Origin of the sequence: Nocardioides panacis, assembly GCF_019039255.1 — a bacterium.
Classification (GTDB): Bacteria; Actinomycetota; Actinomycetes; order Propionibacteriales; family Nocardioidaceae; genus Nocardioides_B; species Nocardioides_B panacis.
On the sequence record NZ_CP077062.1, the window covers coordinates 4,852,976 to 4,873,239 of the forward strand.

18 protein-coding genes, 1 tRNA gene and 1 pseudogene are annotated in these 20,264 nt (G+C 72.3%); 16 read left to right on the forward strand and 4 right to left on the reverse strand.

Annotated features, from left to right (window positions below):
- Window position 1 precedes the first annotated feature (1 nt).
- Complete coding sequence (locus tag KRR39_RS23705; protein ID WP_216939789.1) at window positions 2-361, reverse strand: hypothetical protein; 360 nt, start codon at window positions 359-361, stop codon at window positions 2-4.
- A gap of 94 nt (window positions 362-455) precedes the next feature.
- Window positions 456-2,309 (reverse strand): family 43 glycosylhydrolase, encoded by a 1,854-nt coding sequence (locus tag KRR39_RS23710; protein WP_216939790.1) that lies wholly within the window; start codon window positions 2,307-2,309, stop codon window positions 456-458.
- 94 nt (window positions 2,310-2,403) lie between these two features.
- Here KRR39_RS23710 and KRR39_RS23715 point away from each other — a divergent pair, with 94 nt between their 5' ends.
- The 13 genes from KRR39_RS23715 to KRR39_RS23775 all read left to right on the forward strand — a co-directional run bounded on the left by KRR39_RS23715 (window position 2,404) and on the right by KRR39_RS23775 (window position 15,080).
- On the forward strand, window positions 2,404-3,423 hold the full coding sequence (locus tag KRR39_RS23715; RefSeq protein WP_254185390.1) for a LacI family DNA-binding transcriptional regulator: 1,020 nt from the start codon (window positions 2,404-2,406) through the stop codon (window positions 3,421-3,423).
- Window positions 3,424-3,480: 57 nt separating this feature from the next.
- Complete coding sequence (locus tag KRR39_RS23720; RefSeq protein WP_216939791.1) at window positions 3,481-4,767, forward strand: extracellular solute-binding protein; 1,287 nt, start codon at window positions 3,481-3,483, stop codon at window positions 4,765-4,767.
- Window positions 4,764-5,651, forward strand: a complete 888-nt coding sequence (locus KRR39_RS23725; protein ID WP_216939792.1) for a carbohydrate ABC transporter permease — start codon at window positions 4,764-4,766, stop codon at window positions 5,649-5,651. The genes KRR39_RS23720 and KRR39_RS23725 overlap by 4 nt, the downstream gene beginning before the upstream one ends.
- A gap of 1 nt (window position 5,652) precedes the next feature.
- Window positions 5,653-6,522, forward strand: coding sequence for a carbohydrate ABC transporter permease (locus tag KRR39_RS23730; protein ID WP_254185391.1), 870 nt, complete (start codon window positions 5,653-5,655; stop codon window positions 6,520-6,522).
- A gap of 1 nt (window position 6,523) precedes the next feature.
- Window positions 6,524-7,729 carry a Gfo/Idh/MocA family protein gene (locus tag KRR39_RS23735; RefSeq protein WP_216939793.1) on the forward strand — a complete coding sequence of 402 codons (1,206 nt, stop codon included), beginning with the start codon at window positions 6,524-6,526 and terminating at the stop codon, window positions 7,727-7,729.
- Window positions 7,726-9,762 (forward strand): hypothetical protein, encoded by a 2,037-nt coding sequence (locus KRR39_RS23740; RefSeq protein WP_216939794.1) that lies wholly within the window; start codon window positions 7,726-7,728, stop codon window positions 9,760-9,762. Before KRR39_RS23735 ends, KRR39_RS23740 begins: the two co-directional genes overlap by 4 nt.
- Before the next feature lie 48 nt (window positions 9,763-9,810).
- On the forward strand, window positions 9,811-10,767 hold the full coding sequence (locus KRR39_RS23745) for a glycoside hydrolase family 130 protein (protein WP_216939795.1): 957 nt from the start codon (window positions 9,811-9,813) through the stop codon (window positions 10,765-10,767).
- Entirely contained in the window at window positions 10,767-11,990 is a 1,224-nt protein-coding gene (locus KRR39_RS23750) for an AGE family epimerase/isomerase (protein ID WP_216939796.1), read from the forward strand. Before KRR39_RS23745 ends, KRR39_RS23750 begins: the two co-directional genes overlap by 1 nt.
- A 115-nt stretch (window positions 11,991-12,105) precedes the next feature.
- Complete coding sequence (locus KRR39_RS23755) at window positions 12,106-13,263, forward strand: mechanosensitive ion channel family protein (protein WP_216939797.1); 1,158 nt, start codon at window positions 12,106-12,108, stop codon at window positions 13,261-13,263.
- A gap of 159 nt (window positions 13,264-13,422) precedes the next feature.
- The gene (locus KRR39_RS23760) at window positions 13,423-13,890 is read left to right on the forward strand and encodes an ATP-binding protein (protein ID WP_216939798.1); all 468 of its coding nucleotides are present in this window, start codon (window positions 13,423-13,425) and stop codon (window positions 13,888-13,890) included.
- A 42-nt stretch (window positions 13,891-13,932) separates the two neighbouring features.
- Complete coding sequence (locus tag KRR39_RS23765) at window positions 13,933-14,223, forward strand: DUF1330 domain-containing protein (protein ID WP_216939799.1); 291 nt, start codon at window positions 13,933-13,935, stop codon at window positions 14,221-14,223.
- 121 nt (window positions 14,224-14,344) lie between these two features.
- Window positions 14,345-14,420, forward strand: a tRNA-Arg gene (locus tag KRR39_RS23770).
- A 171-nt stretch (window positions 14,421-14,591) separates the two neighbouring features.
- A complete protein-coding gene (locus KRR39_RS23775) occupies window positions 14,592-15,080 on the forward strand; it encodes a DUF1269 domain-containing protein (protein ID WP_216939800.1) in 489 nt (162 codons plus the stop codon).
- Between the two features lie 17 nt (window positions 15,081-15,097).
- Here KRR39_RS23775 and KRR39_RS23780 read toward each other — a convergent pair.
- Window positions 15,098-16,637 (reverse strand): annotated as a pseudogene (locus KRR39_RS23780) (APC family permease); the annotation flags it as partial.
- A 395-nt stretch (window positions 16,638-17,032) separates the two neighbouring features.
- On the opposite strand from KRR39_RS23780, the gene KRR39_RS23790 reads away from it, so the two are divergent.
- The 3 genes from KRR39_RS23790 (at window position 17,033) to KRR39_RS25430 (ending at window position 19,709) form a co-directional block, all read left to right on the forward strand.
- A complete protein-coding gene (locus tag KRR39_RS23790) occupies window positions 17,033-17,380 on the forward strand; it encodes a GYD domain-containing protein (protein ID WP_216939802.1) in 348 nt (115 codons plus the stop codon).
- Between the two features lie 135 nt (window positions 17,381-17,515).
- On the forward strand, window positions 17,516-18,904 hold the full coding sequence (locus KRR39_RS26670; protein WP_216939803.1) for a gluzincin family metallopeptidase: 1,389 nt from the start codon (window positions 17,516-17,518) through the stop codon (window positions 18,902-18,904).
- 139 nt (window positions 18,905-19,043) lie between these two features.
- On the forward strand, window positions 19,044-19,709 hold the full coding sequence (locus tag KRR39_RS25430) for a M1 family aminopeptidase (protein ID WP_302053609.1): 666 nt from the start codon (window positions 19,044-19,046) through the stop codon (window positions 19,707-19,709).
- Here the strand turns inward: KRR39_RS25430 and KRR39_RS23800 are convergent.
- Window positions 19,631-20,263 (reverse strand): GTP cyclohydrolase II, encoded by a 633-nt coding sequence (locus tag KRR39_RS23800; RefSeq protein WP_254185392.1) that lies wholly within the window; start codon window positions 20,261-20,263, stop codon window positions 19,631-19,633. The two genes, KRR39_RS25430 and KRR39_RS23800, sit on opposite strands and share 79 nt — an antisense overlap.
- Window position 20,264: the final 1 nt, after the last annotated feature.

Genomic DNA, 20,264 nt, shown 5'->3' on the forward strand with positions numbered 1-20,264 from the left:
CTCAGGAGCGGTGCGAGCGCTGCGCGGGGATCCTCAGGCGGGCCATCCGGCGCTCCTCCTGGTGGGCGAACATCCGCTCGAGGGCGAGCGGGATGTCCGGGTCGGGCACGGACGGCTCGGGCTCACCGGTGTCGAAGGAGCCGAGCGGGGGAGCGGCGGCCACCAGGGCGGGGTCCACGGTCACGGTGAGGGTGACCCGGGGCCACCAGCGGCCGCGGTCCTCGCGGGCCACGACGGCGCTCCCGCCGAACGCGTCCCGCGCATAGTCGAGCGCGGCCTCGAAGGACCCGCCGGTGACCCGCCAGGTCGGCCGGTGCCCGGAGACCTCGATCCGCTCCGGGATCGCCTCGAACACTTCCACGATGCCTCGTCCGAGTGGCATGACGTTCACCCCGTTCCGTCGCGACCCCTGCAGGCTAGTGGAATCGTGCGGCCGGCCGCGTCACCCGTTCTGCTCAGTTGCCCAGGGACCAGACGTGCACGTGCTCGAAGGTGGAGACGAAGCCGGCGCCGCCCAGCGAGACCAACCCGATGCGCTCGCCGGCCCCGAGCTCGTCGTAGGCCCAGGTCCCGCCGCGGACCCACCGAGTGCCGTCCTGGCTGGTGTAGGCGGTGAACAGGCTGTGCCCGCCGGAGACCCGCTTGACGATCCGCAGCCAGGTGAGGTCGGACGGGGGGCCGACGGTGAAGCCGCCGTAGCGAGGGTAGCCCTTGCCGCCGTTCGGCACCTCCTTGCCGAACTCGGTGATCCGGGTCTGGCCGGCCGAGACGTGGGTGAGCTTGAGGAACCGGTCGTCGGACCCGTAGACCACCAGGCCGCCCTGCACGTAGTCCTGGCAGCAGCCGGTGGCCGGCACGTTCAGCCGGACCGCGGTCTCCACCACGTAGCTGCCGGCGGGGGCCGCCTCGGTCAGCACCGAGGCCCCGTCGGCCCGGCCGGTGAGACCGCCGGCCTGGGTGGCGAAGTTCAGGGTGCCGCCGCTGACCGAGTACGTCGCGGGGTCGACCGGCGGACGCACCCACGACCAGCGCGGGTCCAGCGCTGTGCCGTCGAACTCGTCGCTGGCCGCGGCCACCGGGGCGCCGAGCACGTCGACGGGGACCGGCGCGGGCCGGTACCTCGAGCGCTGCTTGGGCTGGGCGGCCGGCGAGCCGCCCCACTCGACCGACGCGCCGTGGCCGGAGCGCACCGTCGGCCAGCCGTCGACCCAGTCGATCGGGTCGAGCATCGGCGGCCGCTTGGTGAAGCCGGGACGGTTGGCGAAGAACGGCTTGAACTTGTCGATCGCGTGGTAGACCGTCCACCACTGGCCGCCGAAGTCCTTGAAGACGGTGTTGTGCCCGCCGCCCACCCAGCGGTTGCCGTTGGGGGCGAGCACCGGCGTGCCGCCGACCCGGGCCGCGGTGAGCGGGTTGCCCTCCCGGTCCAGGAACGGCCCGAACGGGCTGGCGGACCGGCCGGCGAAGACGCCGTACCCGGACAGCGGCCCGGTGCAGCAGCTCCCGGAGGAGACGAAGAGGTAGTAGTAGCCGCCGCGGCTGACCACGTCGGCCGCCTCGTAGCGGCGGCCGATGGTCACCTGGCGCGAGGAGCCGGTGAGCCGCATGGAGTACTTCGCCAGGGCGACCCGCTGGGCGAAGATCCCGCCGCGGAAGCCGCCCGCGTAGAGCACCCCGGTGCGGCCGATGCTCTCGCCGAGCACGTCGGGGTCGATCGTCGAGCCGAACGAGCAGCCGGGGCCCAGCCGCTTGGGCCGGACCACGATGCTGCCCATCCGCCACGGACCGGTGGGGGTGGCGCTGGTCGCGACGCCGATCGCGGGGTCCTTGGCGCAGCCGGGCTGACCGCTGACCCGGTCGATCGTGTCGGTGACCGCGTAGGTCATGTAGTAGCGCTTGTAGGTGCTGGAGTAGACCACGTCGGGCGCCCACAGCTGCGCGGAGGCGCTGGCCCAGCTCGGCTTGCCGGGCAGCGCGGAGCCGACGTACTTCCAGTGCACGAGGTCGCGGCTGCGCATCATCGGCAGCCGGCGGAAGGTCGGGGACCCGGTGCGGGCGGTGTCCCGGTCGCTGAGCGGGTCGGAGGTGCAGTACATGTACCAGTAGCGGGCGTACTTCCCGCGTCCGCGCAGCACCGAGGGGTCCGAGCAGCTCTCGACGCGGGCGCCGGTGGAGGTCTTCGGCTTCAGCGCGTTGGCGTAGCGGCCGCGCACCTCCGCGGCCCCGGCGGACGGGGAGCCGACGGCGCCCAGCGTCAGCATCGTGGACAGCAGCGACAGCGCGACGACCAGCCGAGTTCCCCGTCTCATGTCCCGCAGTGTGTCTTTACTCTGCCCGGTGTGCAGCACTTTTCGGAAAGGTGACCCTTGACACACGGGTCCTAAACCGGTTTAGTTGCCCATCGTGAGCCGGCCCACCATCAACGACGTCGCCAGCGCGGCGGGCGTCTCGAAGGGGGCGGTGTCGTTCGCGCTGAACGACCGGCCCGGGCTGGCCCCGCAGACCCGGCAGCGCATCCTGGACGTGGCCGCCGAGCTCGGCTGGACCCCCAGCCCCCGGGCCCGGGCACTGTCGGTGTCCAAGGCGCTCGCCGTCGGGCTCGTCGTGGCCCGGCCCCCCGAGGTCTTCCGGGCCGACGCCTTCTTCCCCGCCTTCATCTCCGGGCTCGAGACGGTCCTGTCCCGGCGCGGGCACGCGCTGCTGCTGATGGTGGCCGAGCACGGCGACGCCGCGACGTACCGCCGGCTGGCCCGCGAGGGGCGGGTCGACGGCGTGTTCGTCACCGACCTCCAGGTCGACGACCCGCGGCCCGCGCTGCTCGAGGAGCTCGGCCTGCCCGCCGTGGTGGTCGGCCCGGCCGTCGAGGGCGACCCCACCCCGACGCTCGGCGTCGACGACGCCCCGGGCGTCGACGCCGCGGTCACGCACCTGACCGGCCTCGGGCACCGGCGGATCGCCCACGTGTCCGGCCCGCAGTCGATGGTGCACGGCCGCTCCCGCCGCACGGCGTGGGAGCGGGCGCTGCGGGCGGCCGGGCTGCCCGCCGACCTGTGCGTCGAGGCGGACTTCTCCGCCGAGTCGGGTGCCGCCGCCACCCGCGAGCTGCTCGACCTCGCCGAGCCGCCGACCGCGATCGTCTACGCCAACGACCTGATGGCGATGGCCGGGCTGTCCCTGGCGGTCTCCCGCGGGATCAGCATCCCCGGGCAGCTGTCGGTCACGGGGTACGACGACACCGAGATCGCCGCGCACCTGCAGCCCTCGCTCACGACCGTCAGCACCGACGTCGTGGCGTGGGGCCGGGCGGCCGCCACCCGGCTGCTCGAGCTGATCGGCTCCCAGGAGCCCACCCCCGTCGACCTGCCGCCGGCCCGGCTCGTCGTCCGCGCCTCGACCGGGCCCGCGCCCGGCCTCCCCACCTGACGTCCTGTCCCGCACCACCGCTCGACCCGTCCGACCGTCTGCCGAATTGGAGCACCGATGAGATCGAAGATCCTGACCGTGTCCGCCGCCGTCCTGGCGCTGGGAATGACCGCCGCGTGCGGGGGTGGTGGGTCCGGCTCCGGTGACGCCGCGAGCGCCACCGGCCCGATCAAGGTGTGGCTGTCGAACAACCCCGAGGAGATCGCCTGGGGCAAGGCGATGGTCAAGGAGTGGAACGCCGCGCACGCCGACCAGAAGGTCACCGCGCAGGAGATCCCGGCCGGCAAGACCTCCGAGGAGGTCATCGGGGCGGCGATCACCGCCGGCAACGCGCCCTGCCTGGTGTTCAACACCAGCCCGGCCGCGGTGCCGCAGTTCGAGAAGCAGGGCGGCCTCGTCGCCCTCGACGGCTTCTCGGGTGCCGCCGACTACATCAAGGCCCGGTCGGGCGACTCGGCCGACCAGTACACCTCGCCGGACGGGAAGTTCTACCAGATGCCGTGGAAGCAGAACCCGGTGATGATCTTCTACAACAAGGACCTGTTCAAGAAGGCCGGGCTCGACCCGAACAAGCCGGCCCTGTCGACGTACGACGAGTTCTTCGCGGCCAGCAAGAAGATCGTGGACAGCGGCGCCGCCGACGCCGCGATCGCGCCGGCCCCGTCCAGCGAGTTCTTCCAGTCCTGGTTCGACTTCTACCCGCTGTACGCCGCCGAGTCCGGTGGCAAGCAGACGATCGAGGACGGCAAGGCGACCTTCGACGACGCCGCCGGCCAGGACGTCTGGAACTTCTGGGCGCAGATGTACAAGGACGGCTACGCCCCGCAGGAGAAGTACGACGGCGACTCGTTCGCCGACAAGAAGTCCGCGATGGCGGTCGTCGGCCCGTGGGCCATCTCGGTCTACAAGGGCAAGGTCAACTGGGGCGTCGTGCCGGTCCCGACCAAGACGGGCATGCCGGCCGGTGAGGTGCACACCTTCACCGACGCCAAGAACATCGGGCTCTACTCCGCCTGCGCCAACCAGAAGACCGCGTGGGACGTGCTGAAGTTCGCGACCAGCGAGGACCAGGACGGCAAGCTGCTGGAGACGACCGGCCAGATGCCGATCCGCACCGACCTGGCGACGACCTACGCCGACTACTTCAAGGCGAACCCGGACTACGCGACGTTCGCCGACCAGGCCTCGCGCACCGTCGAGGTGCCCAACGTGCCGAACTCGGTGGAGATCTGGCAGGAGATCCGGGACAACTACTCGTCCTCGGTGATCTTCGGGAAGACGCCGGTCCAGGACGCGCTGTCCAATGCGGCGTCCAAGGCCGACGAGCTCGCCGGCCAGTCGTGAGCCCTGCGTCCAGGAGGGTGCTCGGCCGGCAACCGCTGGGCATCCTCTTCGCCGCTCCGTACGCGATCTTCCTGGCGGCGATCTTCGCCTACCCGCTGGGTCTCGCGGTGTGGATCAGCTTCCACGACTACTTCTTCGCGGCGCCGGGGGCGACGGTCCCGCGGCCCTTCGTGGGCTTCGAGAACTACGCCACGGTCCTGAAGGACCCGGACGTCCGGCAGTCGTTCCTGCACGTCGCCGAGTTCCTGGTGATCAACGTGCCGCTCACCGTGGTGCTCGCCCTGGTCCTGGCCACGGCGCTGAACTCGGTGACCCGGTTCAAGACGTTCCTGCGGGTGTCGTACTACGTGCCCTACGTGACGGCGAGCGTGGCCCTGGTCGCGGTCTGGCTGTTCCTGTTCAGCAAGGGCGGGATGGTCAACCAGATCCTCGGCCCGCTGGCGCCGTCGCCGTCGTGGCTGGTCAACAGCGCGCTGGCGATGCCGATCATCGCGCTGTTCGTCACCTGGAAGCAGCTCGGCTTCTTCATCCTGCTGTACCTCGCCGCGCTGCAGAACGTGTCGAAGGACCTCTACGAGTCGGCGTCCGTCGACGGGGCGGGCCGGGTCAAGTCGTTCATGAACGTGACGGTGCCGGGGGTGCGGTCGGCCACCACGCTGGTCGTCATCCTGGCCACCATCACCGGGGCCAACCTGTTCACCGAGCCCTACCTCCTGACCAACGGCGGCGGCCCCGACGGGGCCTCGACCTCGCCGGTGTTCGTGATGTACCAGAAGGGCATCGAGCAGGGGAACCCCGACACCGCGTCCGCCATCGGCGTGATCCTGGTGATCTGCGTCCTCGCGATCTCGCTCGTCAACCGCAAGATCCTGGAGCGTGACTGACATGGCCTCGACGAGCTCGAACCGCCTGAGCACCAGCTCGACCCGGCCGGGTCGCAAGATCTGGAGCACCACGGCCCTGTTCATCGGCGCCCTGGTGTTCCTGTTCCCCTTCTACTACATGATCATCGGCTCCTTGCAGAAGAAGCCGGACACGTCGCTGAAGGGCGCCTTCCCGACCGGCGGGCTGACCCTGCACAACTACGCGGAGATCAACAGCCGGGTGGACCTGGTCCGCTCGCTGCTGAACTCCGGCATCTTCACCGGCGGCGTGCTGCTCGGCACCGTGGTGTTCGGCGTGCTCGCCGGCTACGCCCTGGCGCGGCTGCACTTCCGGGGCCGGGGCACGCTGTTCGCGGTGATGCTGCTCGTGCAGATCGTGCCGTTCCAGCTGCTGATCATCCCGATCTACGTGATGATCGTCCGCACCTACGGGCTGGCCGACAGCTACGCCGGGATGATCGTGCCGTTCCTGATCAACTCGACGGCGGTCTTCGTCTTCCGGCAGTTCTTCCTGGCGCTGCCCGACGACCTGTTCTCCGCGGCCCAGCTGGACGGGGCCGGCGAGCTCCGGATCCTGTGGTCGGTGGCGCTGCCGCTCGTGCGGCCGGCCCTGCTGACGGTCGTGCTGCTGACCTTCATCGGTCCGTGGAACGAGTTCCTCTGGCCGTTCCTGGTCACCAAGGACCAGAGCCTGCAACCGCTGGCGGTCACGCTGGCCAACTACATCAGCAACATCGCCGGCCGGGCCTCCAACCCGTTCGGCGCGATCCTCGCCGGTGCGGTCGTGCTGGCGGCCCCCGCGGTGGCGCTGTTCGTGGTGTTCCAGAAGCGGTTCACCGCCTCCGAGATCAGCAGCGGGGTGAAGGGCTGAGATGGCCTCCCCCTCCTCGCCCCCGGTGCTGGGCCTCGGCGTCGTCGGCGCCGGCCGGTTCGCGACCTTCCTCTGCGAGGCGGTCGCGGACCTGCCGGACGTCGCCGTCCGCGCGGTGAGCGACCGCGACCGTGAGGCCGCGGCGGTGCTGGCCGAGGCGTACGGCGCCCGCGTGCACGACACGGCCGACGAGCTCGTCGCCGACCCGGCGGTCGACGTCGTCGTGGTGGCCACCCCACCCGCGTCGCACGCCGCGATCGCCGTCCGGGCCCTGCGGTCCGGACGGCACGTGTTCTGCGAGAAGCCGCTGGCCACCACCGCCGGCGACCTCGCCGACCTGGTCGCGGCGGCGGACGCCGGGCCGGGCGTGCTGGTCGTCGACCACGTGCTCCGGTTCAACCCGCTGCTCGCCGCCGTCGGCCGGCTGCAGGAGGAGGTCCTCGGGGCCCCGCAACGGTTCCTGTTCGAGAACGACGCGAGCGACGAGGACCTCGACGACGCCCACTGGTTCTGGGACGCGTCCCTGAGCGGGGGCATCTTCGTCGAGCACGGCGTGCACTTCTTCGACGCCGCGGCGATGCTGCTCGGCCGTCCGGCCACCGCGGTGCAGGCGACCGCCGCCCGGCGCGCCGGCACCGGTCTCACCGACCTGGTCAGCGCGACGGTCCGGCACGGCGACGACGTGCTCGCGACCCACACGCACTCCTTCACGCACGCCCACCGCGGCGAGCGCCAGCTGATGCGGCTCGACCACGGCGCCGCCGAGACCCGGATCGAGGGCTGGATCCCGGTCGACGCGGTCGTCGACCTCTGGACCGACGACGCCGGCGTGGCGCTGTGCGGGTCGCTCCCGGCGCGCAGCGGTGAGCTGCTCGCCGTCGACGGCTTCCGCCTCGGCGCCGGCGCGGCCGTCACGGTCGACGTACGGCGGGACGCGGACGTGCCCGCGGCGCGCGGTCGCGGCCACGACCTGCACGTCCCGCACCACGTGCGGGTGCACCTCACGCTCGGCGGCCCGGCGGCCAAGGCGGCGGTGTACGCCGAGAGCGTGCACGCCGCGATGGCCGACCTGGTCCGCGCCGTACGCAGCGGCACGCCCCCACGCTCCGGCATCGTCACCGGTGCCGCCGCCACCACGCTCGCCCTCGCCGCCACCCGCGCTGCCGACCTGCAGCAGACCGTCCACCTCTCGGGAGTCCCGTCATGAAGCGCATCCCCCTCGCGGTCGCCGCGACCGCCGCGGCCTCGGCCGTGCTCGTCGCGACACCGCAGCTCACCGTCGCCGCCCCGCGGACGCCGGTGTCCGCCCCGGTGCAGCTCGCCGCACCCTCCGCGGGCCGGCTGACCAACCTCGCGCACCTCGACTACCTCGGCGACACGTTCACGCCGCCGGCGCAGCCGGGGCACACGACCTACCAGCTGGCGGAGCGCCCGGCGCTCGGCACGCTGTGGACCTACGCCGACAGCCGTCCGGGCGGCACGTTCGCGCGCGTCGGCGGCGGCGCGTACGACGCGGCCACCGACACGTGGGGCCAGGGCGCCTACAACGCCGACGACATGGCTCGGGCGGCCGTGGTCTACCTCCGCGACTGGAAGCAGACCCGCTCCGCGCACAGCCGGGACGCAGCCTTCCAGATGCTGCGCGGCCTGACCTACCTCCAGACCGCCTCGGGCCCGAACGCCGGCAACGTGGTGCTGTGGCTGCAGCCCGACGGCACCCTGAACCCGAGCGCCGAGCCCAAGGAGCTCCCGGACCCGTCCGACAGCGACGCGTCCTACTGGCTGGCCCGCACGACCTGGGCGCTCGGTGAGGGCTACGCGGCCTTCAAGAAGACCGACCCCGCGTTCGCGGGCTTCCTCCGCCAGCGCCTCGGCCTCGCGGTCGCCGCGATCGACCGGCAGGTGCTCTCCAAGGACGGCACCTTCCTCCAGGTCGACGGCCGCCGCACGCCCGCGTGGCTGATCGCCCAGGGCGGCGACGCGTCCGCCGAGGCGGTCCTCGGTCTCGCGGCCTACGTCCGCGCCGGGGGCTCCGGCGCCGCGCGGCACACGCTCGCCCGGCTCAGCGACGGCATCGCCCGGCTCTCCGGCGGCGACGCCCGCTCCTGGCCCTTCGGCGGGATCCTGCCGTGGGCGCTGTCCCGGTCGGACTGGCACGCCTGGTCCTCGCAGATGCCGGCCGCGCTCGCGGAGGCGGCCGACGTCCTCGGCGACCGGTCGCTGGCCCGCACCGCCGCGCTGGACTCGTTCACCTTCGACCCCTGGATGCTCACCTCGGGCGGTCCCGACAACGGCCGGCTGCCCACCCGCACCGACGCCAACCAGATCGCCTACGGCGCCGACTCGCGGGTCCAGTCGCTGCTCGCGACGGGCGGCGACGCCGGTGACCGGCTCGCCGGCGTGGTGGCCTCCTGGTTCTTCGGCGCCAACGCCTCGAAGGCCCCGACCTACGACCCCGCCACCGGCGTCACCTTCGACGGGGTCGCCCCCGACGGCACGGTGAACCACAACTCGGGTGCCGAGTCGACGATCCACGGCCTGCTCACCATGCTCGCGCTCGACGCGCACCCGGCCGTCCGCACCATCGCGCGGACCGCCTCGGTCCGCTACCGGCTCGCGCCGTCCGTGCTCGAGGCCGAGGACGCCAGGCTGTCCGGCAACGCGAAGGCCGTGAAGCCCGAGTCGCTGTGGACCGGTGAGTCGCTGCTCGGCGGCACCGGCTACGCCTCGCTGCGCGGCGGGAGCACCGCCACGTTCACGCTGCCGGCACGCCGGGCCTCCCTGCTGATGCCGGTCGTCGACCTGCGCCGCGGCACCACCGGGACGACCACGTTCAGCGCCGCGGGCCACCGACTCGGCGTCGTGCGGTCCGGCGACATCGGCCCCTCGGGTGCCTCCGCCGGACCCGGCGCCCTGCTGCCCGTGACGTTGTCCGGGGAGCTCGCTGCGGGCACCCGCACGGTGAAGGCGGTCGCCACGGGCGGCGAGACCCGCCTCGACGCGCTGATGGTGCAGCCGCTGGTGACCCGTCTCGTGCTCGGCGGCAACGGGCACGGCACCGCCCTGCTCCGCTCGGCCGCGACCAGGACCCAGCACACCCGGGTCACCGTCCCCGGGCCGGGCGTCGCCACGGTCCGCTCGTACGACGGCCACGGCCGTCTCCTCGGCACGAAGCGGGTCGCCGCCCGTGCCGTCCCCGTCAGCATCACCCCCGGCGGCTTCACGCTGGTCCGCCGCTGACGACGTCCCCCCTCGTCGCAGCACACCCCCCCGATAGAAAGTGAATCCATGAGCCACCCGCACGCCGACTTCCCTCTCGGCCCGTTCACGCCGTACGAAGCGAACCCGATCCTCCGCCCGCAGGGTGACGGCTGGGAGTCCTCGAACGTCTACAACCCCGCCGCCGTGGTCAAGGACGGCCAGGTCGTGCTGCTCTACCGCGCGCACGCCGACGACATCGTCAGCCACGTCGGGCTGGCGACCAGCGACGACGGCATCCACTTCGAGCGGCACCCCGAGCCGGTGATCTCGCCGACCGAGTCCTACGAGGAGTTCGGCTGCGAGGACCCGCGGGTCACCGAGATCGACGGCACCTACTACCTGACCTACACCGCCTGGGACCGCAAGAACGCCCAGCTGTGCCTGGCCACGTCGACCGACCTCTTCACGTGGGAGAAGCACGGGCCGATGTTCCCGGACTACAACACGTTCCTCCCGCAGGGCAACGACCTCCCGGGGCCGTGGAGCAAGGCCGGCGGCATCCTCGCGACGCCGATCGACGGCCGCTACCTGATGTACTTCGGTGAGGGGTCGATCTACTACGCGTGGTCCGACGACCTGATCCACTGGACGCCGGGCCCGCAGGACGAGCCGATCATGGTGCCGACCGCCCCGGGCACCTTCGGGGAGTTCCTCGTCGAGGTCGGCCCGCAGCCGATCATCACCGACAACGGCCTGATCCTGCTGCTGCACAACGCCGCGGTGAAGAACGCGGACGGCACCGTGCGCTACACCTGCGGGCAGCTGCTCTTCGACCCGCGGCGGCCGACCGAGATCATGGCGCAGATGAACTACCCGTGGCTCGAGCCGTCGACGTACGAGGACCAGAACGGCCTCGTCTCCAACGTCACGTTCGTGGAGGGCCTGGTGCACTTCCAGGACACCTGGTTCGCCTACTACGGGCAGAGCGACTCCACGCTGGGCGTCGCGACCTACAAGGTCGGCGAGAAGTACGGCAGCCTCTGATGAGCTGGCTCACCACCCCCGCGCACGCACGCTGGCTCGAGGCCGAGGGTGACCGGCTGCTCGCCTTCGGGCGCGCCTCCCGGCACCCCGACGGCGGGTTCGCGTGGCTCGACGAGACCGGCGCCCCCGAGCTCGACCGGCCCGTCGAGCTCTGGATCACCTGCCGGATGACCCACGTCTACGCGCTGGGTCACCTGATGGGCCGGCCGGACTGCGGGACGCTCGCGGACCACGGCGTCGCGGCGCTGCGCGAGCGGTTCCACGACCGCGTGCACGGCGGGTGGTACGCCAAGGTCGGCCCGGACGGGCCGACCACGACCGACAAGACGGCCTACGAGCACGCGTTCGTCGTGCTCGCCGGGGCGAGCGCCGCTGCGGCGGGCCGCCCCGGCGGGGCCGAGCTGCTCGACGACGCGCTCGGCGTGCTGCTCGAGCACTTCTGGGACGACGAGTTCGGGATGGTCGTCGAGCAGTGGGACGAGTCGTTCACGACGTTGGACGGCTACCGCGGCGTGAACGCCAACATGCACACGGTCGAGGCGCTGCTCGCCGCCGCGGACGTCCTCGACGACGCCTCGCTGCGGGAGCGGGCGCAGCGGATCGTCACCCGGGTGGTCCACGACCTGGCCCGCGGCAACCAGTGGCGGATCCCGGAGCACTTCGACACGACCTGGACCCCCGACCTGGAGTACAACGTCGACGAGCCGGCCCACCCGTTCCGCCCCTACGGCGCGACGATCGGCCACTGGCTGGAGTGGGCCCGGCTGGCGCTGCACCTGCGGGCCGGCCTGGGCGCCTCCGCCCCGGAGTGGCTGCTCGAGGACGCCCGGTCGCTGTTCGACGCGTCCGTGCGCGAGGGCTGGGCCGTCGACGGCGCGGACGGGTTCGTCTACACCGTGGACTGGTCGGGCACGCCCGTCGTACGCGAGCGGATGCACTGGGTCGCCGCCGAGTCCACCGCGACCGCCGCCGCGCTGCACGCCGCGACGGGCGAGGCGGCGTACGCCGACTGGTACACCACCTGGTGGCAGCACGTGGCCGACTGCTTCCTCGACACCGAGCACGGGTCCTGGCGGCACGAGCTGTCGCCGCGGAACACGCCGAGCAGCGTCACCTGGGCCGGGAAGCCGGACACGTACCACGCGTTCCAGGCCACGCTGATCCCGCGCCTGCCGCTCGCGCCCACCCTCGCCGCCGCCCTGCGCGACGGCCTCCTGCCCTGATCCGCCGACCCGTCACCACTGCAGCCCCTCGCGCGGCGTGTCGTTGCAGAACTGACGGGTCGCGGACCGGTCGCGGCGCTGGAGCCGGGCCCAGCGACACCTGCCAGCATGAGGCATGACCGTCACCCTGTCCCAGCTGCTCGTCGCGCTCGGCTCCGCCCTCGCCGCGGTCCTCGTCGTCATCGTCGTGGTCCACGTCGTGGTGCTCGCGATGTCCCGTCGCTGGGCATCCGCGCGCGACCTCGCCCGCCACGCGCGGAGGCCCTTCCGGCTGCTGCTGGTGGTCCTCGCGCTGAGCGCTGTCGCGAGCTCGATGCGGCTCGACGTCGTGGACCAGGCCTGGTGGGACGGCATCCGGCTGGCGCTCCGGCTGGCCGCGATCGGGACCGGTGCGTGGCTGCTCTCCTCCGTGCTGCTGTTCCTGGAGGACCTCGGGCTCAAGCGCTACCGCACGGACGTGCGCGACAACCGCACCGCGCGCCGGATGCGCACGCAGATGCTGATCCTGCGCCGGCTCACCGTCAGCGTGGTCGTGGTGGTCGCCCTCGGCGCCGCGCTGCTCAGCTTCCCCGGCGTCCGGGCGGTCGGCGCGAGCCTGCTCGCCTCCGCCGGGCTGATCAGCGTGGTCGCTGCCCTGGCCGCCCAGTCCACGCTGGCGAACGTCTTCGCCGGCATCCAGCTCGCGTTCAGCGACGCGATCCGGCTCGACGACGTCGTCATCGCCGAGGAGGAGTGGGGCTGGATCGAGGAGATCACCCTCAGCTACGTGGTGGTCCGGCTCTGGGACGACCGGCGGATGGTGCTGCCGTCGACGTACTTCACGAGCACGCCGTTCCAGAACTGGACCCGGCGCAACTCCGAGCTGCTCGGCGCGGTCGAGCTGGACGTCGACTGGGGCGTCGACGTCGGGGCGATGCGTGCCGAGCTCGAGCGGATCGTCGGTGACACCGAGCTGTGGGACGGTCGCACCCAGGTGCTGCAGGTGACCGACGCGGTCGGGGGAGTGGTGCGGGTCCGCGCGCTCGTCACGGCGGTGGACGCCGGCACCCTGTTCGACCTGCGCTGCCACGTCCGCGAGCAGCTGGTGTCCTGGGTCCAGGGCCACGGGACCCCCGGCCTGCCGCGCACCCGCGTCGAGCTGGTCGAGGCCCACCGGGCGGGCGGCGCCGCGCGGCCCGACGAGGACTCCGACCACCGGGGCGTGTTCTCCGGCGACCCGCGGGCCGAGGAGCGCGGTGCGCTGTTCCGCGGTCCCGCCGAGCAGGACGGCTGAGCGCCGTTGAGCGGGCGAGGCCCGGCGCGGCCTAGACAATCGGCCGGTTGCCTTGGGGGGCGGAGCGGACGGGTCGTACGTTCGAGGCACACAGGTTGGGACGACAGCCACGCGACGCCCGTCATGGTCGTGACTCGAGCTCGAACGAAGTGGGGGCCTATGTCCTCGAACGACGCTCTGTGGGCCGAGCGGATGAGCCGGGGCCTGCGCGAGTGCTGCTCCAGCGCTCCCGACAGCCGAGACTTCTCCGGCACCCTCCGCGACCCGTCCCACGCTCGTCGGTTCGTGCGCGAGGGGGTCTGCCCCAAGCACGGCCTGCTCGCCCGCGGGGCGCTCGCCCTGGCCGCCAGCGAGCTCGTCACCAACGCGGTGCTGTACGGCGCTCCGCCGATCACCGTCGACATCGGCTGCCACATCAGCAAGGTCTGGCTGTCGGTGCGCGACCTCGGCGAGGGTCTCTCCAGCCTCGTGCCGCGCACGCCCAGCGAGGGGCTGGGGCTCGGTCTCAAGATCGTCGACCAGGTCAGCGAGGAGTGGGGGAGCCTCACCCTCGAGCACGGGAGCGTGGTCTGGTGCCTGATCGGCACCGGGGTGATGCAGGGGCTTCCGGAGCGGTCCGACCTCTGACCGCCCGACGCCCGGCACCGGCCCGTGCGGCAGGATGACGGCATGAGCGCCTACTGGATCAGCGTGTACAAGGAGATCGTCGACGAGGCGAAGGTCGCGGCGTACGCCGAGCTCGCCGGCCCGGCCCTCCAGGACGCCGGCGGCACCTACATCGCCCGGGGCCTGCCCGAGCTCACCTACGAGTCCGGCGAGAAGACCCGCACCGTCGTGATCGCGTTCGACTCGGTCGAGGCTGCCCGCACCGCGCACGAGAGCCCGGCCTACCAGGAGGCGCTCGCCGCCCTCGACGGCGGCGCGGTCCGGGACATGCGCATCGTCCCCGGAGTGGAGTGACCGGAGTGGAGTGACCGGAGTGGAGTGACCGGAGTGGAGTGACCGGTCCGCGTCGTGGGCGGATCTGCGTGCCGGTTCCCGGTGCCGCGCCGACGCGCCGGTAGCCTGTGCAGCAACCCCGGCCCCAGTAGCTCAGGGGATAGAGCACCGCTCTCCTAAAGCGGGTGTCGCGCGTTCGATTCGCGCCTGGGGCACCACACGTCGACCCGGACGGCACCGCGAGCGGTCCGCGAGCTGCACGAGGAACGGCGATCATTCGCCGCGGATGATGCCCGAACGGACGGAGCGGTCCATCGTCGAGGCCTCTGGGGCGCCCAGGAGGAGGACCGGGCGGACCCGTCGCAGCACCGGATCGAGGAGGCCCGAGCGTGACCGCTTTCACGGTGTGGAAGTTCGAGGACCCGCAGGGAGCGGCCCATGCGTCCTCGCTCCTCGAGGACGCGGCGCACGACGGCCTGGTCAGGATCATGGACCACGCGGTGGTCTCCTGGCCGGTCGGCGCCGAACACCCGACGGTCAAGCACACGCACGACGACACCCGGCGGGGCCTGGCGTGGGGCGTGTTCTGGGGACTGTTGTTCGGCATGCTGTTCGCCGTCCCGGTCATCGGTGCCGCAGCGGGAGCCGCGGGCGGCGTCCTCACCAAGATGAGGGACGGGCTCGGCATCACCGATGAGCAGCTGGACCGGATCCGCGATCAGGTCACCGAGGGGACCTCGGCCCTCTTCCTCGTCACCGAGCAGGCCGACCTCGACCGGCTCGGCGACCGCATGCGGGGCGTGTTCACCCGGCTCGTCGACACCAACCTCACCGAGGCCGAGAGCAGCGCGCTGAGGGAGACGTTCGGCGGGAACTGAGACGGCCCCGGGCGGGCTCAGGCGGTCGCCGCCTCGAACTCGATCTGCTCGCGGTCCTTGGCGATCGCGGCCTCGACCTTGTCCCGCGGCATCGTCAGGCTGATCGCCCAGTAGAAGATCACCAGGCTGAACACGATGACGACCAGCAGGTCGATCCACTCCGGGAGCCAGCTGTGGCTGCCCACGCCGTACCGTCCCAGGGCGCCTATGATCACGGAGCCGGCGATCCACGGGCCGATCCAGGCGGCGGGACGCAGCATCGACATCACGTCGGTCTGGGCGAGCTGGGTGCCGATGCCGAAGATCACCAGGCCGACGACGAGGGCGGCGGCGATCTTCCAGGTGTACTCGAAGCCTCCCCAGTAGAGGATCAGGTTGGCCGAGACGAAGGCGGTCGGCAGCAGCACCTTCGGCATCGGCATCCGGTACGACCGGACCCGCTCGGCGTCGCGGGCCTGCAGCGCCGCCAGCGAGATCGGGGCGAACGCGTACATCAGCGCCGTCGCGCCGGTGACCACGCCGACCAGGCGGTTCCAGCTCGGGAACGGGCCGAAGCACAGCTCGCCCACCACCGCGGCCAGCAGGATCGAGGTGACCGGGACGCCCTTCTTGCTGGTCTGGGAGAGCGCTCCGGGCAGCTCGGACTCCTCGCCCAGCGCGTAGGTCAGGCGGGCACTCGTGCCGACGTACACGACGCCGGTGCCGGACGGCGAGACCACCGCGTCGATGATGAGTACGACGGCGAGCCAGGTCGCGCCGACGGCGAGGGCCAGCGTGTACCAGGCGCCGTAGTCGGAGGGATCGGTGCCGAGCGGCGAGCTCCAGCTGCGGGCGACGTCGGTCGGGTCCACGCCGCCGATGAACACCACCTGCAGCAGGATGTAGAGCACCGCCCCGATGGTCATCGCCACGATGATCGCGCGCGAGAGGTCCCGCTTCGGGTTGCGCGCCTCGCCGGCGAGCTGCACCGCCTGCTCGAAGCCCTGCAGCGCGAAGACGACACCGGCCGGGAGGGCGGCGAACACGCCGTGCACGCCGAACGGCATGGAAGCCGCCGCCGGCGCTGAAGTTCCCGGGGTGGAAGGACAGCGAGGCGACCACGGCGATCGCGAGCAGCGGCACCGCGGTCTTCCAGATCACCACGATGGCGTTGCTCTCCGACATGAACTTGGCGCCCGCCAGGTTCACGGCCGTGAAGAGCACCATCATCACCGTCGCGACGATCAGCCCGCGACCGTTGAGCAGGCCGGCCTTCGCGCCCGACTCGTGCAGCATCGCGAAGTTCTGGTTGACCGCGTGGATGCTGTTGACGTAGGTGATCGCGGCGAGGATCTCGATCGGCGCGATCGCCACCGCCTGCAGCCACGACGCCCACCCGGCGGTGAAGCCGGCCAGCGGGCCGTGGGAGAAGTAGGGGAACCGTCCGGTGCCGCCCGCCACCGGGTAGGCGGCGCCCAGCTCGGCGTACACGAGGGCCAGCACGGTCAGCATCGCGGCGGCGATCACCCAGGAGATGATCGACGCCGGTCCCGCGGTCTCGGCGGCGTTGAGGGCGCCGAGCAGCCAGCCGGAGCCGATGATCGAGCCCAGCGAGACGAACATCAGGCCGTAGAAGCCGACCGAGCGCTGCAGGTGACCGGGGGGTGGGTGCGGGTGCTGCGGGTGAAGGTGCACGTGGTGCTCGGTCATCGCTCTGCGCCTCCCCTGAACCGGAACGATCGGAGTCGGAGGGCCGACGACCAACCCGAAGCCGCCGGGGTGCGGATCCATGCTGGCACCAAACGATCCGGGCAGCCATGGCTCATCCTGCGCACTCGGACCGGGAAACCGATCTAGACCGTGGCTTTTGCCCGTTGCCCGGCGCGAAGACGCGGACGGAGCATGGCCGGGTTGTTCGGTCGCGTGCGACCCGGCCCGCGGCCGAGTGTTCGTCCAACTCCCAGGAGGCCGACATGCCCCAGTTCCTCTTCCAGGTCGCCTACACGAGCGGCTCGTGGGCCAAGCAGGTACGCGACCAGGCCAACGTCCTGGAGCGCATCTCGCCGCTGCTCAAGGCGTGCAACGGACGCGTGGACAGCTGCTTCTACGCCTTCGGCGACTACGACCTCGTCCTGATCGCGGACTTCCCGAACGCCGAGGAGGCCGCGTCGTTCTCGCTCGCCGCCACCGCCGGCGGGTCGCTCAAGGCGATCAAGACCACCCCGCTGCTCACCGTCGACCAGGGCATCTCCGCGATGCACCGGGCCGCCGAGGCCGGCAAGAACTACGTGCCGCCGGTGGACACCCCCGTCAACCGGTGACCGGAGGCCCGGGTCGGGGTTGCGGGAGGTCCGGGGCGACGTCGGACAGGTAGTCAATTGGGCCTATGGGCACCTCGTGGCGCACTCCCTACCGTGACTGACCAGAAGGGTCCGTCGCACAAGGGGGGTAGGGGAATGGCTCAGCTGTCACGCCGGACCGGTGTCGTGGTGCTGGTCGCACTCGCGCTGGCCGTCCCGGCCACCGCCGCCCCCTCCCAGGCCGTCCCCGCGGGGACGCAGGGCGCGCCGGAGGGACGGTTCAGGCCCGGGGCGCCCGGGACCGGGGACCCGTACTTCCCGCGGGACGGCAACCGCGGCTACGACGTCAAGCGCTACGTGCTGGACCTGCGCTACCGGCCCTCGACCGGGCGGCTGGCCGGCGTCGCGACGATCCGGGCGCGCAGCACGCAGGACCTGTCCCGGTTCAACCTGGACCTGGACGGGCTGCGGGTGCGGTCGGTCCGCGTGGACGGTCGGCGGGCGACCTGGCGGCGGCACGCCGGAGAGCTGACGATCGACCCGCAGGGCCCCGGACTGCGGCGCGGGCACCGGTTCCGCACCGTGATCAGGTACGGCGGCCGGCCGCGGCTCCTGCCGTCGCAGAGCCTGGGCGCGGGCGGCTTCTTCCACACCGACGACGGGGCCGTGGTCGCCGGGCAGCCGCACGCGGCGTCGGCGTGGTTCCCGGTCAACGACCACCCGACCGACAAGGCCGGCTACACGTTCCGGATCAGCGCGCCGCGCGCCCTCCAGGTGGTCGCCAACGGGACGTTGGAGCGGCGCCGCCGGCACGGTGCGTTCACGACCTGGACCTGGTCGGCCGGCAAGCCGATGGCGTCCTACCTCGCCACGATGGCCATCGGGCACTTCGCCCTGAGCCACCACCGCCGGCGCGGGATCAGCTACTGGGACGCCATCGACAGCCGGCTGTTCCAGCCCGTCGCCGCCCCCCGGACCGGCCGGCAGCTGGCGATCGGCCAGCAGGCCGACTCCTCCTACAAGCGGCTGACGCGCTCGATCGACGTACCGGCCGGCGGCGCGCAGCTGTCGTTCTGGGTCACCCGGAACACCGAGCCCGACTGGGACTTCTTCTTCGTCGAGGCGCACACCGCCGGCCTCGACGACTGGACCACGCTCGCCGACACCCAGGGTCACACCTCGACCGGCACCGGCGCGTCGTGCCCGTCGTGGCTGGGGCTGCACCCCTTCCTCGCGCACTACCAGACCCCCCCGGGCGGACGGGTCCTGCGCCGCCTCGGGGAGCACCGGGTCGTGGCACGCGGCGTCCGGCGCCAGCGACGGCTACGAGAACTGGGTGGTCGACCTCAGCGCCTACGCCGGACGCACGGTCGAGGTGTCGCTCAGCCAGGCCAGCGACGAGACCTTCCAGATGTACGGCGCCTTCGTCGACGACGTCACCGTCTCCACCGGCCAGGGCAGCACCTCGTTCGAGGCGGACGGCGACACCCTGGACGGGTGGACGACCCCTGGACCGCCGCCCGGGAGCCCGGGGAACACCAATGACTGGATCGTCGGGACCGCCGCGCAGACACCCCCGTCGCCGGGGGCGGTCGCCCGGGCGTCGCTCCGCCGGCAGCCGGAGATCCTCGCCTTCCTCTCGCACTACTTCGGCCGGTACCCCTTCAAGGTCGCCGGCGGCATCGTGGAGAAGGACGACCGGCTCCAGTTCGCGCTGGAGACGCAGACCCGGCCGGTCTACGCGAGCGCGTTCTTCACCAACCGGACCGACGGGGACAGCGTCGTGGTGCACGAGCTCACCCACCAGTGGTACGGCGACAGCCTCGCGGTGCGGCGCTGGCGCGACATCTGGCTCAACGAGGGCTTCGCGACGTACGCCGAGTGGCTGTGGGCCCGGCACGTGGGCACCGGGTCGCCTGCCGCGATCTTCGCCCTCGCCTACAACGCGATCCCCGCCGGCGACCCGTTCTGGAGCCTGCGGATCGGCAACCCGGGACCCGACCACCTCTTCGACCAGCCGGTCTACCTGCGGGGCGCGATGACCCTGCACCGGCTGCGGCAGCAGGTCGGCGACCGCGACTTCTTCCGGATCCTGCGGCGCTGGGCCGGCGCCCGGGCCGGCGGCAACGTGTCCACCCCGGAGTTCGTCCGGCTCGCGGAGCGGGTCTCGGGCCAGCACCTCCACGCGCTGTTCCGGACCTGGCTGTACACGCCTCGCAAGCCCGCCCTGCCCCGGTCGGCCGCGCCGCGGTCCGGTGGCGGGGGACAGGCCTACGCGCCGGGACGGTCCAGCGGGAAGGGCGCCAGGTCGAGCGTGTGCAAGCCGCGGTGCGCCTTGGCGGCGAGGTAGCGCTCGTTCGCGGGGGAGCGGTGCACGCCCGTGGGCACCCGGGTGGCCACGGTGACGCCGAGCCGGTCGAGCTGGACCGCCTTGTCCGGGTTGTTGCTGAGCAGGTCCACCTGCGTCTCGCCCAGGGCGTTCAGCATCTGGGCGGCGACCGTGTAGTCCCGCTGGTCGGCGCCGTAGCCGAGGGCGAGGTTGGCGTCGTACGTGTCGAGCCCGGTGTCCTGCAGGGCGTAGGCGTCGAGCTTGGCGTAGAGACCGATCCCGCGGCCCTCCTGGCGCAGGTAGAGCAGGTAGCCGCCGCGGTCCCCGATCCGCTCGACCGCCTCGCGCAGCTGCGGGCCGCAGTCGCACCGCTGGCTGCCGAACACGTCCCCGGTGAGGCACTCGCTGTGCAGCCGGACCAGCGGGGTGCCGGTGCCGTCGCCCAGCCGGAGCGCGAGGTGCTCGCCGCCGTCGACGAGCCCGTCGAAGGTGAACACCTGTGCGGTCGCCACGAAGCCGTCGGACAGCCGGAGCGGCACGTCCAGCCGGGTGCGCACCGTCGCGGGGGACAGCACG

Coding starts and splice junctions, on each gene's coding strand:
- KRR39_RS23710 (WP_216939790.1), bottom strand. CDS start 2,309: ATGAGACGGGGAACTCGGCTGGTCGTCGCGCTGTCGCTGCTGTCCACG.
- KRR39_RS23720 (WP_216939791.1), top strand. CDS start 3,481: ATGAGATCGAAGATCCTGACCGTGTCCGCCGCCGTCCTGGCGCTGGGA.
- KRR39_RS23730 (WP_254185391.1), top strand. CDS start 5,653: ATGGCCTCGACGAGCTCGAACCGCCTGAGCACCAGCTCGACCCGGCCG.
- KRR39_RS23735 (WP_216939793.1), top strand. CDS start 6,524: ATGGCCTCCCCCTCCTCGCCCCCGGTGCTGGGCCTCGGCGTCGTCGGC.
- KRR39_RS23740 (WP_216939794.1), top strand. CDS start 7,726: ATGAAGCGCATCCCCCTCGCGGTCGCCGCGACCGCCGCGGCCTCGGCC.
- KRR39_RS23745 (WP_216939795.1), top strand. CDS start 9,811: ATGAGCCACCCGCACGCCGACTTCCCTCTCGGCCCGTTCACGCCGTAC.
- KRR39_RS23750 (WP_216939796.1), top strand. CDS start 10,767: ATGAGCTGGCTCACCACCCCCGCGCACGCACGCTGGCTCGAGGCCGAG.
- KRR39_RS23755 (WP_216939797.1), top strand. CDS start 12,106: ATGACCGTCACCCTGTCCCAGCTGCTCGTCGCGCTCGGCTCCGCCCTC.
- KRR39_RS23760 (WP_216939798.1), top strand. CDS start 13,423: ATGTCCTCGAACGACGCTCTGTGGGCCGAGCGGATGAGCCGGGGCCTG.
- KRR39_RS23765 (WP_216939799.1), top strand. CDS start 13,933: ATGAGCGCCTACTGGATCAGCGTGTACAAGGAGATCGTCGACGAGGCG.
- KRR39_RS23790 (WP_216939802.1), top strand. CDS start 17,033: ATGCCCCAGTTCCTCTTCCAGGTCGCCTACACGAGCGGCTCGTGGGCC.
- KRR39_RS26670 (WP_216939803.1), top strand. CDS start 17,516: ATGGCTCAGCTGTCACGCCGGACCGGTGTCGTGGTGCTGGTCGCACTC.